Annotated in this window: 15 protein-coding genes, 2 tRNA genes and 2 pseudogenes; 13 read left to right on the top strand and 6 right to left on the bottom strand. The window is 63.5% G+C overall.

Annotated features, from left to right (window positions below; genetic code table 11):
- The first annotated feature begins 67 nt into the window (after nt 1-67).
- From VNW74_RS08640 to VNW74_RS08590, 11 genes and pseudogenes are all read left to right on the top strand, one after another.
- A tRNA-Arg gene (locus VNW74_RS08640) sits at nt 68-140 on the top strand.
- 374 nt (nt 141-514) lie between these two features.
- A complete protein-coding gene (locus VNW74_RS08635; protein ID WP_325676185.1) occupies nt 515-1,405 on the top strand; it encodes a GlcNAc-transferase family protein in 891 nt (296 codons plus the stop codon).
- A complete protein-coding gene (locus VNW74_RS08630) occupies nt 1,402-2,013 on the top strand; it encodes a 2OG-Fe(II) oxygenase (RefSeq protein ID WP_325676184.1) in 612 nt (203 codons plus the stop codon). Before VNW74_RS08635 ends, VNW74_RS08630 begins: the two co-directional genes overlap by 4 nt.
- Before the next feature lie 136 nt (nt 2,014-2,149).
- Nucleotides 2,150-2,392 (top strand): hypothetical protein, encoded by a 243-nt coding sequence (locus VNW74_RS08625; RefSeq protein WP_325676183.1) that lies wholly within the window; start codon nt 2,150-2,152, stop codon nt 2,390-2,392.
- Nucleotides 2,393-2,467: 75 nt separating this feature from the next.
- Nucleotides 2,468-3,094 carry a 2OG-Fe(II) oxygenase gene (locus tag VNW74_RS08620; RefSeq protein ID WP_325676186.1) on the top strand — a complete coding sequence of 209 codons (627 nt, stop codon included), beginning with the start codon at nt 2,468-2,470 and terminating at the stop codon, nt 3,092-3,094.
- A gap of 23 nt (nt 3,095-3,117) precedes the next feature.
- Nucleotides 3,118-3,252: pseudogene (locus VNW74_RS08615) on the top strand (DNA-processing protein DprA); the annotation flags it as partial.
- A 629-nt stretch (nt 3,253-3,881) separates the two neighbouring features.
- Nucleotides 3,882-4,862, top strand: coding sequence for a diguanylate cyclase domain-containing protein (locus tag VNW74_RS08610; protein ID WP_325676182.1), 981 nt, complete (start codon nt 3,882-3,884; stop codon nt 4,860-4,862).
- A 343-nt stretch (nt 4,863-5,205) separates the two neighbouring features.
- A tRNA-Arg gene (locus VNW74_RS08605) sits at nt 5,206-5,281 on the top strand.
- Nucleotides 5,282-5,547: 266 nt separating this feature from the next.
- Complete coding sequence (locus tag VNW74_RS08600) at nt 5,548-6,087, top strand: ester cyclase (RefSeq protein WP_325676181.1); 540 nt, start codon at nt 5,548-5,550, stop codon at nt 6,085-6,087.
- 403 nt (nt 6,088-6,490) lie between these two features.
- Nucleotides 6,491-6,817 carry a hypothetical protein gene (locus VNW74_RS08595; protein ID WP_325676180.1) on the top strand — a complete coding sequence of 109 codons (327 nt, stop codon included), beginning with the start codon at nt 6,491-6,493 and terminating at the stop codon, nt 6,815-6,817.
- Nucleotides 6,818-7,029: 212 nt separating this feature from the next.
- A complete protein-coding gene (locus VNW74_RS08590; protein ID WP_325676179.1) occupies nt 7,030-7,485 on the top strand; it encodes a hypothetical protein in 456 nt (151 codons plus the stop codon).
- Nucleotides 7,486-7,516: 31 nt separating this feature from the next.
- Here VNW74_RS08590 and VNW74_RS08585 read toward each other — a convergent pair whose 3' ends face one another.
- Nucleotides 7,517-7,996, bottom strand: coding sequence for an NUDIX hydrolase (locus VNW74_RS08585; protein WP_325676178.1), 480 nt, complete (start codon nt 7,994-7,996; stop codon nt 7,517-7,519).
- A 426-nt stretch (nt 7,997-8,422) separates the two neighbouring features.
- Here VNW74_RS08585 and VNW74_RS08580 point away from each other — a divergent pair, with 426 nt between their 5' ends.
- Nucleotides 8,423-8,992 (top strand): hypothetical protein, encoded by a 570-nt coding sequence (locus tag VNW74_RS08580; RefSeq protein ID WP_325676177.1) that lies wholly within the window; start codon nt 8,423-8,425, stop codon nt 8,990-8,992.
- A complete protein-coding gene (locus tag VNW74_RS08575; RefSeq protein ID WP_325676176.1) occupies nt 8,989-9,501 on the top strand; it encodes a hypothetical protein in 513 nt (170 codons plus the stop codon). Before VNW74_RS08580 ends, VNW74_RS08575 begins: the two co-directional genes overlap by 4 nt.
- 21 nt (nt 9,502-9,522) lie before the next feature.
- On the opposite strand, the gene VNW74_RS08570 is transcribed toward VNW74_RS08575, so the two are convergent.
- The 5 genes and pseudogenes from VNW74_RS08570 to VNW74_RS08550 form a co-directional block, all read right to left on the bottom strand.
- Complete coding sequence (locus tag VNW74_RS08570; RefSeq protein ID WP_325676175.1) at nt 9,523-10,200, bottom strand: cupin domain-containing protein; 678 nt, start codon at nt 10,198-10,200, stop codon at nt 9,523-9,525.
- Nucleotides 10,201-10,217: 17 nt separating this feature from the next.
- A complete protein-coding gene (locus tag VNW74_RS08565; RefSeq protein WP_414686630.1) occupies nt 10,218-10,781 on the bottom strand; it encodes a cupin domain-containing protein in 564 nt (187 codons plus the stop codon).
- Nucleotides 10,782-10,956: 175 nt separating this feature from the next.
- Entirely contained in the window at nt 10,957-13,590 is a 2,634-nt protein-coding gene (locus VNW74_RS08560) for an FAD/NAD(P)-binding protein (RefSeq protein WP_325676174.1), read from the bottom strand.
- 58 nt (nt 13,591-13,648) lie between these two features.
- The gene (locus VNW74_RS08555; RefSeq protein ID WP_325676173.1) at nt 13,649-14,035 is read right to left on the bottom strand and encodes a DUF2237 domain-containing protein; all 387 of its coding nucleotides are present in this window, start codon (nt 14,033-14,035) and stop codon (nt 13,649-13,651) included.
- A 63-nt stretch (nt 14,036-14,098) separates the two neighbouring features.
- A pseudogene (locus VNW74_RS08550) lies at nt 14,099-14,337 on the bottom strand (LLM class flavin-dependent oxidoreductase); the annotation flags it as partial.

Below are 14,337 nucleotides of genomic sequence, written 5' to 3'. Positions count from 1 at the left end.
GGTGCCCAGCCGGCCGCCGTGATGCGTTAGTCTGTCGTGGCCCGTTGGCGCAGCATTTCTCGCGTGCGCCCCCGTAGCTCAGGGGATAGAGCGTCTGCCTCCGGAGCAGAAGGCCGCAGGTTCGAATCCTGCCGGGGGCACAGCCTCTACCAGTACTTTCGCTGAATGATCCGGCCCGGCCAGACTCGAAAATAGCCTCAGCGTCACGACGATGTCACAACTCCCCCCAAACTCTTCCCGGCATCGCGCAGCGTCTCATCCTGCGAGTATGCGGCCGTCGATTTCTTGGCAGCTGCGGCGCACGGCGACCAGCAGGCGCGGTTCGATAGCGGAAGGTGATGCCTGGTGGCGACCGACCTAATGGTTCTTGCCCCGGTCCTCCCCGGAAATACTGGGCGCACCGGCCCCATAGTGAAGGACCGAACAGAGGGCTGGCGGATTCCTTCGCAAACTGCCGATAAGAAATCCAAAACTGTTGTTAGCCGCGGGGATGCCGACGATTACGCTAACCGGCATGGGCGCGCCGCGAACTCCGCGCATCTTCGTGCAGATTCCGGCGTATCGCGATCGGGAACTTGAACCGACTCTGTGGAGCCTTTACCGCAAAGCGGCGTTTCCGGCGAGGCTCAGAACGGTCGTTTTGTGGCAGCGTGAGCCCGATGACCCGGATTTGAGAGACGTCCGCGATCTGCCCGGCTTAACGATCGTCGAAGCCGCAGCCGCTGTGAGCGCCGGGCCGAACTGGGCACGTCACCAGATTCAGGAATTGGCCGACGGGGAGGACTACACCCTGCTCTTGGACTCACATATGCGCTTTGTGAAGCATTGGGACACAACAGTGATCGGCATGCTGGAGGCTTTACGTCGCCGTGGTGTAGCGAAACCAATTCTCACTTCCTACCTGCCGGCATACGTACCCGGACAGAGTCGGGGGTCATGGGGAAACCAACCGTACAAGATCTACCCGCTATCCCGTGACGAGGGCGTATTGACTCGCTTGACGAGTCACCCGCTTCACGAGTGGTCGGCGTTGGAGGGACCCGTGGTGGGAGAGTACTTCTCGCTGCATTTTGCATTCACCGACGGAGCGTTCAACCGCGAGGTGCCTCACGACCCGCACCTTTACTTCTTCGGCGACGAAGTTGCCCTGGGGCTTCGTGCATACACCTTCGGATGGGACATGTTTCATCCGCATCGGGTCCTTGGGTGGCATGCTTATTCGCGGTCATCACGAGTACCTCATTGGGACGAGCACGCCGAGTGGGGTGAAGCGCACCGCCGCACCTTGGCACGACTGCGGCTGTTATTTAACGCTCGCCCCGAGCTTGCGCACCTCCGGGGCACGGCGCGCTCCGTGACCGACTATGAGCAGTTCATCATGCAGGATTTGGTAGCGGCGCGATGAGCCTCCGCCTAGACCTAGACCGCACCGGCATGGCGTGGAGTGACGGCTATTTAGACGCCGCAGAAACCGAAGAGATCCTCTATGAGCTCAAGTTCGTGTGGTGGCGACGAAGCCAGGTGGTGCGCGCGGGCCAGTCCGGCGGTCTCGAGTCGTTCGTAAGCGCTAGCAGAACAAGCCAGACGTCCGGGCAATGCTGGTTCAATGCTGCGCTCATGTATCACCTACTCCGCATCGAGACGCGCCTGTGCTCGGAGCTGCGGGTTGATCCGACACGCCTTGAAACGTGGCAGGCGGTCCGCTACGGCCCAGGTGAGCGGTTTGGCTTACACCATGATGCGGGCCTTTTCGGATCCGACCCTGCCGGCGAACGCGTGCTCACGGTGGTGTTGTTCCTCGATACGCCTCAGCAGGGCGGCGCGACGTATTTCCCCGACCTGGATCTGTTGGTCGACGCGCAACCCGGGCGGTTGCTGGTGTGGAATAACCTGTCGCCGGACGGCTCCATCGACTCGACCAAGCGGCATGCGTCCACACCTGTGCACTGCGGCACAAAGACAATTCTCACTACTTGGTCGCGGCAATCTTCCGTTCGCTCAGTCGAGCCGTGAAAACCGGTTACGCCGCGGTATGGGCGCGCTAGGGTTCGCAAGTCAGTACCTATTGCATTCTCACATCGGCAGAAGGGTCGACATGGCTGATGACAGCGAGATCGTAAAGCGTGTAATCGCAAAGTATGGACCGACGTTGGACCTCCAACAGAGACCACAGGATCTCATTGACATCCTTCGTAATTTCCGGTTTGACGACGACGGCGGCCTGCCGCCGGGGGGCACCCCTCCTCCGCCGCCGCCACCGCCCGGGCCGGACAGTTTTCACGGAGGCGGTGTCCGCCTCGAGGACGTGATGGCCGAGGTTCTCAAACTGGGTCGGCAGGTCGACCAGAATTCGAACGACCTCAAGGCGATCCGCACCAAGCTCGAGCCGTGACATCGCCGGAACAGTGCAACTCGACAAGGACTAACCGTTCGCTTCGACAAAAGCGTGCTCAAGGCTGAGTTGGCGATGGGATTCCCGGGGCCGGTTCTGGACCAGGATGTAATCGTCGTTCGTGAGTTCGCGCAGCCCGAAGAAGTGTTGGCGCTTCGTGAGGTGTTCGACGCGGCCATCGCCGCCCACGAGGCGGATAACAATTCTCTGGAAGCGCGGAAGCTGCCGTTACGTACGGAGATGCCCGCCAAGGGAATTCTGCGGGCCGTGGGCAGCTCGGCGTCGCAAGTCATCGAAACGATGCATTCACGTATTGTCCGCAGCACCAGGGATGGCTTCGCCGCCGAGGACATACTGCCCGAATTTACGATGTTCTCGCAGATGAGGACGGGAGATTCCCATCCCCTGCACGCAGATGCCGAGCGGCTGACGCCGACCGGTTGGGAAGACAACCACACACCGTGGCGCACCCACGTGAGTCTGCTGTACCTGAATTCCGCCGGAGTGGACTTTCGAGGCGGTGAGCTTGTTCTGCCAGAGATCGGCCGAACGATCCGCCCGTCCTGCGGGCTGTTCGTCTCGTTCCCGAGCGGTCGCAAACACCAACACCAAGTTATGGCCATCGAGTCAGGTGTGCGGCTCTCCTTTGTCGTTTGGTTCACACGGGACGCAAGCCATGGCGAGTGCGGCTGGCCTGCCTAAAAATTTCGATGCGGCCGGGATACTCGGTGGCCACCGGCGGTGCCTACGGGATCGACGGCGCCGCGCACCGCGCGGCGCTTGCCGCCCACGATATCACCGTCGGGGTCTTGGCCGTGGGACTTGATATCCCTTATCCCGCTGGACATTCCGGGTTGCTGCGGTCCTAGAATCCGGATGGCCTCACCTATGTGAGTTTGTAGCCTTTGCGGTGCCCTGGACACGGTGCACGGACTCCTGTCGGGCGGGTCCGCTGACTCAAGATCCGAGCGAGAGTTCCCATCGGACAGGGTCCATCGCCGCGGGGTCGTCCGGGTCGAGTCCTTGGGCGACTAGGGCTCGGCGTTCGTCGTCATCCATATGGTTTTGGACGTGCGGAGGCGAACGGCAACCAGCCGCCGCGCTCGCTGTCGATGGTCTGCCGGTCGCGCGACTGACGCCTGACCCTAAAGTTTGTCAGGATTTTCACATATTTCACTCATGTCGAGTTAAGCTCGATGCCGTCGTCTCATGTGAGCCGGGTCACAACGTGAAATTGGAGCCCATGATGGACCCTCGCCGAATAACGCTCGCCCTCGGCGCGGCTGTCGGCGCTGCTTTCGCGGCCGCGCTGATCGGACTGGCTAACGCTCCCGCGGCTAGAGCCGACATGGGTCTTTTGTACCTCCCCGTCCTCCCCTTGATTTTGGCCGGCGCGTAGGGATTGACCATCGAATCGATGATCGCCCGCCAGGGGTTCGAGGCCCTAGCTCGATGGATAAAGGCTCATCGGGCCTCCGATAGTCGGAAGATGCAGGCAGATGTTGTCGAGCAGCGGGACCAGACCGCCCTGCGCCGCGCCGAACACTTCCAAACCCTGGTGAACTCACTCGACTACGGGGTCGCGGTCGTCGGCGGCGACGGCCGCGTGGAATCCGCGAACCCGGCGGCCGACCGAATATTTGGCACCAGGCCAGAGGTTCTGAAAAATCGGCCAGCCAACAGAGCCCTCGACTTTCCCATCTACGACACCGACGGCCACCTCGTCGGTGTGGACCGGCATCCGCTCACCCAGATCCGGCAGACCGGAACCCCAATCAGTGATTACGTGTTCGGCGTCGATCGCGCCGATGGACAGCGGGTATGGCTGTGTGCAAGCTATCGCCTGCTGAACCCGGACGATCTCCAGCATTCAGCGGTGCTCATCTCGCTCACCGACATCACCGCACAACGCACCGCCAGCGAACGGCTCGCCTACGAGGCCACACACGACTCGCTGACCGGGCTGCCCAACCGCGCCCACGTGGTCACCCTGGTCACCGACGCACTCGAATCCGTTGGCCACCACGTCTTGGCGGCGGTCCTGTTCATCGATCTGGACAATCTCAAGACGATCAACGATTCGCTCGGCCACGACGCCGGGGATGACGTGCTACGGAGCGCGGCACAACGTCTCTGCCGCGCCGTCCGATCCGACGACGTGGTCGCCCGGCTTGGCGGCGACGAATTCCTCGCCCTGCTCATCGGCCAGATCACTCGCCCCGACCTCGACGCACTCGCCGACAGACTCCACGCGACCCTGTCGGAACCGGTCGTCATCGAGGGCGTGACACTCCGCATCGGGGCCAGTATCGGAATCGTTGTGATCGACAACAGCGACCCGCGCGGCACGGCAGAGATCCTGCGCGACGCCGACACCGCCATGTACGAGGCCAAAACCACAGGCCGAGGCAAAAGCCACTACTTCACCGAGCAGCTGCGAGACCGAAAGCGACTACAGCCCACCAACTGACGGGACTCGCTCACCGGCGCTCTGAGGGCCTGGCAGGCTCACTTCTGAAGGGCGGGGTCAATTCCGAGAGTTTTCGACGCCAGGGTGGTCCTGAAACAAACCGTCACCATGCTAAGGGCAGAAGCGCAGATCTGAAGGCGGCAAGTAGCCGCAGTTCGGAGTCGATGGTGTCCAGGTCACGCATAGAAGCTGCTGCGAGTGTCACGACGGTGTCACACGTCATCCAAAACTCGCCGGCCATACCCCTATGGACGGGTTTGGACTGCAATGGACCTTTTGGCCTGAAATCGTAAGTGAGGCACCATGTTCCGGTTCCCGGCGTTGGCATCCCGTGGACGGCTGCGCCCCCGTAGCTCAGGGGATAGAGCGTCTGCCTCCGGAGCAGAAGGCCGCAGGTTCGAATCCTGCCGGGGGCACCATCCTGACCAGTATTTTCGCCAGAATCACCGGCGGCCCGGCCAGAGCCGAAAACACGCTCAGTGACACGAGGATGACACAAGTCTCATCGAACTGGTGGTGTCCAGTCGTCCCAACACGGACCGAAATTGATCATGGAAAGACGATCGGTCTCGGCCCCGCGACAACATCATCGACGTCGGTGGCGGCGCGCCTCGACGCTCGTCGACTCCCTCCTCCATCTATTACACTTCCGTTGGCGCAGATCGGCCTCAAGCGAGGGAGCGATATGACCGAGGCAGCCGAGGTGGATGCGGGCCTGCGGCAATCGCGCGAGCAAACCGTCCTAGCGCATCTCGAAGCAGAAAATCGGCAAGACGTCGCGGCGACGCTCGCGACATTCAAACCCGGTGCCGCGCGAACGGAATTGCCCGGGGAGGTCGCCGACGGTCCTGACGCGGTCGCCGCGAGCTACCGTGAACTCTTCACCGCTCTTCCAGACATGCACTTCGATATCAAGCCCGGCTCACTGTGTCACCACGGTGACCGCGTGATGACTGAGACGTGCGTGACGGGCACCCACCGCGGACCCTTTCGCGGCCTGCCGCCGACCGGCCGCCGCCTCGAATGGCCGATGTTGTTGATCTTCCAGTTCGATGGCCCCGACCTCGTTAGCGAACGCGTCTACTACGACCGCCTCTCGCTGTTCATCCAGCTCGGTGTCGCTCGCGAACCCAACACCCCGACGGGTCGGATCATGACTCTGCTTAACCACCCCGTGACGGTCGCGCGAGCGGCGCTGCGTTCGCGCAGGATCGACGATTCGTAGCGCCGCGAGATCTTGATCAGGTCCAACAGCATCGCGATGGAGTGCCTCACCGAATCCCCCACGTTCAGGCAGCAGCGGCGATCATCCCGCCAGTCACGGCGGCGGCACCCGCCAATCCCACACCGACACTCCACTGCCGGACACGATGAGCGGTACGGCAGTTGCTGATCATCAGACCCCTTGTCGCTTGGTGTCCTGAACCTAAAAAGAACCTAAGGATTACTGAGGTTACCTAAGCTAAATACCAGTAAAGGGCCGCCCCAGAAAGGTCCAAGCAATGCGGCAACACATTCACAGGCAGCGATCCATAACGCCGAGCGTTTCATGGTCGATCAGGTGTGGCCACGATGACTGGGGTGACCCAAGACGGCAAGATCAACGGATCCATAGCATGATTCCGACCATGAAGCACGTGATGACCATGGCGCTGATCGCCATCGCCATGCTGGCCGCGCCGGCAGCCCACGCCGACCCTGATCCCCACAAACCCGACTTGGGTGCCCATTACTGCCCGGGTGGCGTGACGCCAGACCCATCGTCCCTCGGGCCCGCTTGCGACGGCGTGCCCTACCCGGACGGCTCGTACTGGCACGCTACACAGCGCGGCACGTCGACCTCCTTCGTGGTGGTGCAGTGCCTCGTGCCCGCTCCCCCGCCGGGTCCCTTCGCCGGTCTTGTGCCGCAAGTGCGCGGGCCGTTACCGGCACCACCAGGCAGCTGCGGTCAGTAGCGGCATCAGGTTCTGGAAGTGATGTTCGTAGCCGTCGACAGATCGCGTTGCCTGACCTAGTTGTCACTGGCGCTCGGCTGTTGAATTATGTTGCGGACCTGGCATTTTGACGACTCATCAGCGCTGTCCGCATTCGGCACCTGTTATTCGACCGTTTTGGCCTGAGCGGGTCAACCCCGTTGGTACGGTGCGCATGAAGCTAAGGAGGCGCAATGGGGCGCAACACTTACGCGTTGGTAGCCGCGGCGATGGCGATGGGTTTGGTTGCGTCGGCGTGCCACAGTTCTCCTCATTCGGCGACCACGACAACGTCACAAGCCATGGCAACGCAACTGCAATCGCTGATACCCACACCGGCGAACACTCAACGCACCGACGGACCCACCTCCATTCCAGACAACGGCATCCATATGCACTTCCTGGTCAACGGATCGGCGACCGGCGTTCTGGACGCGTTCAAGACCGCGCTCGAAGGTAAGGGTTGGGCGGTGACCGTCGTGGCATCAGGAGGCTGGGGAGGAGCCGGCGGCGCCACCTACACCGGGACCCAGGGCGACACCTACGGCGTGTTTAGCGGCGGAGGCACCGGTAGCACTACCGACGTCAGTGCCTGCGCATGGTCGTCGAAGCCCTCGAATCCCAACTGCGGTGGCGGCAACCGACAATAACGGCGACGACTGGCTCGCCGCGGATTCGCGGTCACGTCGTGGTGAGCGTCAGCATCCCGCGAAGCTTTTGCCAGCTATTGGCCAGGCCGGGATGCAAACGCAGGCCACCTACCTGATCCTCGTTAACCCAGCGCAGCTCAGCGCTTTCCGCACAGCCCACCACCGGCAGCAGCTCGGCGGCGTCGGCGATGACAGTGGTGTATGTCCAATGGGTGCCGAACGGCACCGCGGTGACCACCGAGGCGCGTAGTTCGATCTGATCGGGGCGGACGCCGGTTTCTTCGTAGGTCTCGCGGATCGCGGCCTGCTCGTAGGTCTCGTGGCTGTCCCTGGCCCCGCCCGGCAGCCCCCACGTGCCACCCTGGTGGCTCCATATCGACCGCCGCTGAAGCAAGACGGCGCACGAACCGTCGGGTGCCGGGGCGCGCAGTAGGAGCCCAGCAGCCCCATGCCGGCCCCAATAGCGATTACCCGTGGCCGAAACCACCCACCCGTTACCGTCACCGCGCACACTCCCACGATATGCGCCGGTCCCGCGCATATTGCTAGGCGCGCGAGCGGCAATTAGTGAAATGCGAATAAAGAAAATACCAACCGCACATTAACGCTCGACAACATCAACCAGATCCGCGTAACCCGCCGAGAGACATTGTTGTTCAACGCTTTTGATCTAGAAGGCGCGCCTCAGGTGGTTACCTGCACCGGGGGAAACCACGCAGTGGTTTACCTGGTCCCACCGCTTCGCCGCGGCGGCGTCGCAGGTGGCGCCAATCCCGTTGTCTACACCCGGATTACGTACTTCTTACGCCGGACGCTCGAGAAACGGCCTGCACCGTGCCTACCGCAGCAGAATTGGGTGACTTGCGCCCTTCTGCCTGGTCGTTACGCTTCGTCAACAGACGCGCCCTGAGGTCAACCCGATTGAAAGCGAGGATCGATGCAGAAAGACCTACGCGTTAACCCGGATGAGTTGGGCGCCGCGGCCACTCGTTGGCAGATGATCAGCGCCGGTCTGGGTGCGGGCGATACCCCACCGGTCAACCTTGCCCGGACCTGGCCGAGCGAGGCCGCGACTGACGGAATCCATAGCCAGGCGGCCGCCGCCACGGCGGCGTTCCAGACACGCATTGGTGAGACCGCCGCAGCGTCCTACGATGCCGCCAACGTGTATCCAAACCACGAGGCGACGCTGGAAGCAGGCGAATTCAAAGACCTGATCGGCGCGATCACATCCCCGATCTCGAATATCGCCGGCGTGGTCTCCGGGTCCATAGGAAGCCTCAACTCCGTCACCGGGGTGCTCGGGAGTGTCAGCAGTGCGGCGGCGTCGACCTCAAGTTCCCTCGTCAGCAACCTAACCGGCACGCTGACTCATGCCGGCGGCCCCTCTCATGCTCCCGCGGTGCCGGTATCGGCTGATACTGCACCGACGCCTGGACCGACTGCATCAGTGCCGGTGCCAATTGACCAGCCGCCCAAAGAATTTGGAAGCGGAGGGGTCGTATGATCCCTACGCTCAGCCAGGTTGAGGCTTACACCACCAATCACCTGGTCGAGGCCGCCGAGTATTGGGATCGCCTGGCCGACCAGTGGGAGGATGCCCACTGGCAGGTCCGCAACCAGGCCCATGCGCTGGACTGGCAGGGTGTCGGCGGGGATGCGTTGCGGGCGCGCACAGCATCCGATTACACCGTTGCCAGCAACCACGCCGAGCAACTGCGCAGTACCTCACGCATCGCCCGCCAACAGGCCGGCGAGTTGGAGCGCCTACGCGATCGGGTTCTCTACACGGCCGAGGACGCTGACAACGCCGGTTTCACCGTCGGGGAGGACCTGTCGGTCACCGATACTCAACCGAGCCGCACAACCGCCGAGCTGGCCGCTCGTCAAGCCCAGGCCCAAGTTTTCGCCGCAGACATTCGCAGCCGGGCGACTGCGTTGGTCGTGGCTGATACCGAGGTTGCGGGCAACCTCACCGCGTCCGCTGCTGGCGTTGGCACTACCACCTGGTCGTAAAGAGGAGTCGCGCAGTCAGTTTCAATGCGATTTCAGGATGACGATCGCGCTGTCGAACTTTTTGAAGGGCTTGAACGTGTCTGCGGGAACGCCGAAGACGGCGGACAACACCCGGGGTGGAAGCTTGCTGAGAGACTCGCCTATGCCGATGTTGTCCTTGGATTCAGGCGCACTGGTGTTCTGGATGATCACTATTTTCATGTCGCCCGGGCCCCGGTTCTCGAAGTAGTGGAAGGAACCCTGGGGTGCGAACACGACGTCGCCGACATTTTGGTCGAAGCTCTCGTGGTTGCCGTTTCCGTCGACGACAACCCAGGCCGCGACTCCGCTGGTGACGATGTTGATCTCCCACGCGCTCGGGTGCCAGTGGGGCTCGCGGATACCTCCGGGCACCAGCGTGAGCTTCACGATGCTGGCCGCTTGACCCCTGAGTATCGGGAAGTTCTCTTCGTCCGCCTGCTGAAAAAAGCCCCCGTCATACCTGTTGACGGGCGAATCGCCGAGATGGAACAGGTGCGACTTCGAGGTGATCGTCTCAGCGGGTATGCGGGGATCACCAAACCGTGCCGCATCATCGCTGATTGGCTCTTCACGATCAGTGCGATAGCCGGCGACAAAACGGTCAACGCCTACACCGGTAGCGGCTGCCCCGGCGGCCAGGCCCGCTCCACCCAAGACCTTGCGACGATTAATCGGCATCCCTATCCTCGCCGTCTTTATTTGTGTGATCGCAGGATGGTGACTGCGTTGTCGAACTTTTTGAAGGAGTTGAACGTCTCTGCGGGAACGCCGAAAACAGCCGACAAAACTGTGGGCGGAAGCTTACTTACGGACTCGCCTACCCCGATGTTGTCTTTGTCTTCAGATGCACTGGTGTTCTGAATGATCAGCACTTCCAGATTTCCCGTGCCACGATTCTCGAAATAGTGGAAGGAACCCTGCGGCGCAAACACGATGTCGTCGACGTGGGCGTCGAAACTCTCGTGGTTGCCGTTCCCGTCGACGAGGACCCAGGTCGCGACTCCGTTGGTGACCAGGTTGATCTCCCACGCGCTGGGATGCCAATGCGGCTCGCGAATAGCTCCGGGCTGCAACGTGATCAGCTGGATGCTGGCCTGCTGACCCGTGAGTATCGGAAAGTTATCTTCGTGCGCCTGCTGCTGTGTCCCCCCGTCGTACGTGGTGGGGGCCAGGGCGTCGAGATGGAACAGGTGCGACTTCGAGGTGATCGTTTCAGAAGGTATGCGCGGATCACCAAACCGCGCCGCATCCTCAGTCATTGACTCTTCCTTGTCAGTGCGATAGCTGGAAGTGCCGCACCGGGATGGTATCGCAGCGGTCAGGATCGGTCTACCGGTCGGATGCCGGGCTCCATCGAATCTCGCCGCAGTGGAGTCGAATTCATCCGGCGCACAACCGCACCCCGGAGTCGGTGATCTTCGTTGGTTCGCCGGGTCAGTTCACGGCACCGCGGGTCACTTGCGGCCCGGGCGCAGCGCGATGTCGCGACAACAGCCGCGCCGCTTGACCCGGTGCACCGAGTTGGAGCATCGCGGCCAACGCCGTTTCGAGCACCACTTCTTGTTGCACCCGACTACCGCCAATCGACGGAAGCCCCGCGAGCGATTCGAGGAGATAGTCGAGCGCGGCGCGCGGCTCACCCTGCGTCAACGCAATGAGACCCTCTCCGATGAGCCGCAACGTCGTTGCCTGCGCATCGGTCGCGCCTGGAACATCGATCGCCCGTATCGCGGCCGGATCATTCGCTGCGGCCAGTACCAGCAGCGCGTGGAACGCGATAAACGGCGTTTGCGGCGCATACGCAAGCGAGCCGACCTCGGCGAGCAACGGCATCGGATCGGGTGGCGTCACCCAGTCCGGATGCAGCCGCGCCCGCCATGCGAGCGAACCGGCATCAACCAGACAGCGCACGTCCTTCGACCGGGGCGGCGCAAGAAACGCGGCGTACCGACGCGCCGCGGCCGCCGCGTCTCCCATCGCGAGCTCGTGCAGCGCGGCATGCCACTGAAAATGCGGCAGGTAGCGCTGCGTGCTGCCGTCGCTCGGGATCCAGTCCGTCAGCCATTTCAGCCCGGCTCCATGCGCGTCCGTCTCGTAGTGCACGTGCGTCAACGCATGTGCGGCGTTGCCGTTGCCTGGATCGAGTTCGAGGGCGGCGTCAGCCAGGTCGGCTGCGTCGTACCAGAGGCCCTGCTCCGTTCGGCCGTAGGCGCGCAAGCCGAGATACCATGGCGCCTCGCCGTGCACACCTGTGAAGCGCTCGACGTACTGCCACGCGTCCGGCAACGCGTCGCCGGCCCCCGCGAACGCAATCGACGGCGCGAGCACAAGCAATGCGACCGCGTCGTTCGGTACGCGGTCGAGATGGTCGATTAATGCGTCGGTGCCCGCCGCGTTTCCCTTCTCGCACCACGTAGCGATGGCCTCGACGTGGCTGCGGTCTTCGTCGCTCCCTTGTCCAAGCGCCGCGCGCGCTCGAGCGAGATGGCCGGCGACCGCGTCCGGGCCGCCTGCGCGGTCAGGCCGTTCCGTGGCAATCATCGCGAGCGCGACGTGCGCACGCGCGTGCTGCGGATCGTCCGCGACCGCGGCAGCGAAGGCGACCGATGCGCCGTCTTGGACGGCGAGTAGGCGACGCACACCCTCGGCATAGAAAGCAGGCGCACCACTCAATTCCGGTGCAGTCGTGACGAGACTGGGTGCTCGCACTGGACGTTCGCGCGTGTCGTCGGCCAGCAACTCCGCGATAGCAGCCGCTTGGGCACGGATCTCGGGAATCGCAGTGGTCTCCCACTCCTCGCCTTGGCGGATCGAGCCGAGACAAACGATGTCCGGGACCGTGCCCCCGGCCTCGTCGATGAGGTAGCCGTCCGGATCGAGTCGCACGCCCACGCCGCTCGGGTGCAACGACGCCACGTTTGTGGCCAACAGGTTCGCCCAGAGCGCGGAGCGGTGCAGGGACCGCCGATCCCACGTCGCACCCGTAGCGACGACAACCGCGTCGCCGCGCCGGCGCACTGACCCGTCGCTCGTTGTCACAACGAGTTCCACGCCGTTGCCGTGCAGCGAGACGTCGGCGACCTCGCCCGCCTCGATGACCAGTTGGCCACTGTCGATCGCGGCATGAATCGCGTCGGCAATCGCGGGCGGCATGCGGTGGCGCAGGACGTCCCACTGCCGCAGGTCCTCGCGCAGGAACCGGCGCTGGTCCTCCCACCCCAATGAGCGCCACAGTCGGGCGGTCCGCGGCCGCAGTGCGTCGATCACTTGTCGCCAGTTCGAACCGGTTTCGCGCGCGTGCGCGAGATCCGCAGCCAGCGCGGTGCGCATTTGCTCAAGCGAGACCTCGGCAGCGAGTGCGTCAAGGTTAGGCAACTCTGTCGGCGCGCCTGTAGCGCGGAATCGCCGCGGAAGCGTGCCTTGACGCGACAGCAGCGTGACCGTGGCGCCGCGCGCAATGAGGTGCAGCGCGACATCGACGCCCGTGAGTCCCGAACCGATCACCAAGACGTTTGCGGGCCGACGCGCCCCAAGGGCGGCGAGCGCGCCGGGCGCCCATGGATCCACCACGACCTTGCCGTCGGCGCCTGCCGCCAACACCGGGGCGAAGGCACGTTCCAACGATTCGGGCATACCCCCCTCGGGGCGCCCACACGCGAGCACAACGGTGTCGGCCGATACCGAACGCCCGTCGTGCAGGGCCAGGTGCACGGGTAGGCCCGGCGCCAACCCGACAACCTCGGCGGTCTCGATCCGGATGTCGGCGGCCGCGAGTTGTTCGCGCAGGTAGCGGCCGTACGCAAGACGCGGCGCGAAGCTGTCCGCTGAGGTGACAGCTCGTTCATCGAGCCAACGGCAGAAGTGATCGGGATCGTCTGGCCATGCGGACATGCGTTGCGCGGGAACGTTGAGCAAGTGGGTCGGGTCGTCGGTGCGATACGCCGCGCCGGTGCCAGGACGACCGGAAGCGTCGATCAGGGTGATCTGCGCATCTGGTTTGCGCCGGCGGAGATGTACCGCGGCGAGCACGCCCGCGGCACCACCACCGACGATCGCGACGCGCATCATGGCGGAAGGTTATATCTTCCAGCGGGGTGCGGTGCTTAAGGTGCGCAGCGTCAAGGCGCTACAGGCTGCCTAAGTCGTCGGGTACGTCGACGGCGTGTTCTCGCAGCGCCTCGAGAGGTACCACGTCGAGGGTGCGTTCGTGAGTGGACGCCAGCACCACGGGCGCGGCGCAGCCGTCGCGGTGGGCCAAGAGCCAGTTCCCGGCGGTGACGCACCACCGGTCTCCGGGTACCAGGCCGGGAAAGCGCAACTGCGGCCTGGGCGTTGACAGGTCGTTTCCAATCGACCGTTGGTGCTCAAGGAACTCGGCGGTCACCACGGCGCAGATCGTGTGCAAACCCAGATCCTCCGGCCCGGTCGAACAGCAACCGTCGCGGTAGAAGCCGGTGAGCGGATCACTGCCGCATGGTTCCAGCGGCCCGCCCAATACGTTGCGCTCAGACATCGGTTCAGTATCTCGCCCGACGGCGTTGGGCGAGGCATAGGGCTTCGATAGCCGCTTACTGTCCTAGATCGCGACGACGACGTCTTTCACCCGTTGAAGTTGCGCGAGATCGGAACTGGTTGGGATGAGCTGGATTTCGTCGGTGCCGACGGCTTCGAACTTGCGCAGCACCGCGACCAGCTCCTCCTCACTGCCGGCAAACCCGGTAGCCGGCGCCATCGCATCGATGTACTCGGCGGGTATCCAGTTCATGTAGCGCCGCAGATGCCGGTGCACCTGCTGGCGGGCTGCACTGACGGGAC

Source organism: Mycobacterium sp. (genome assembly GCF_035570115.1).
GTDB lineage: Bacteria > Actinomycetota > Actinomycetes > Mycobacteriales > Mycobacteriaceae > Mycobacterium.
Note: the sequence above shows the minus strand (reverse complement) of the source record. Positions and strands in the feature narration are given on the sequence as shown.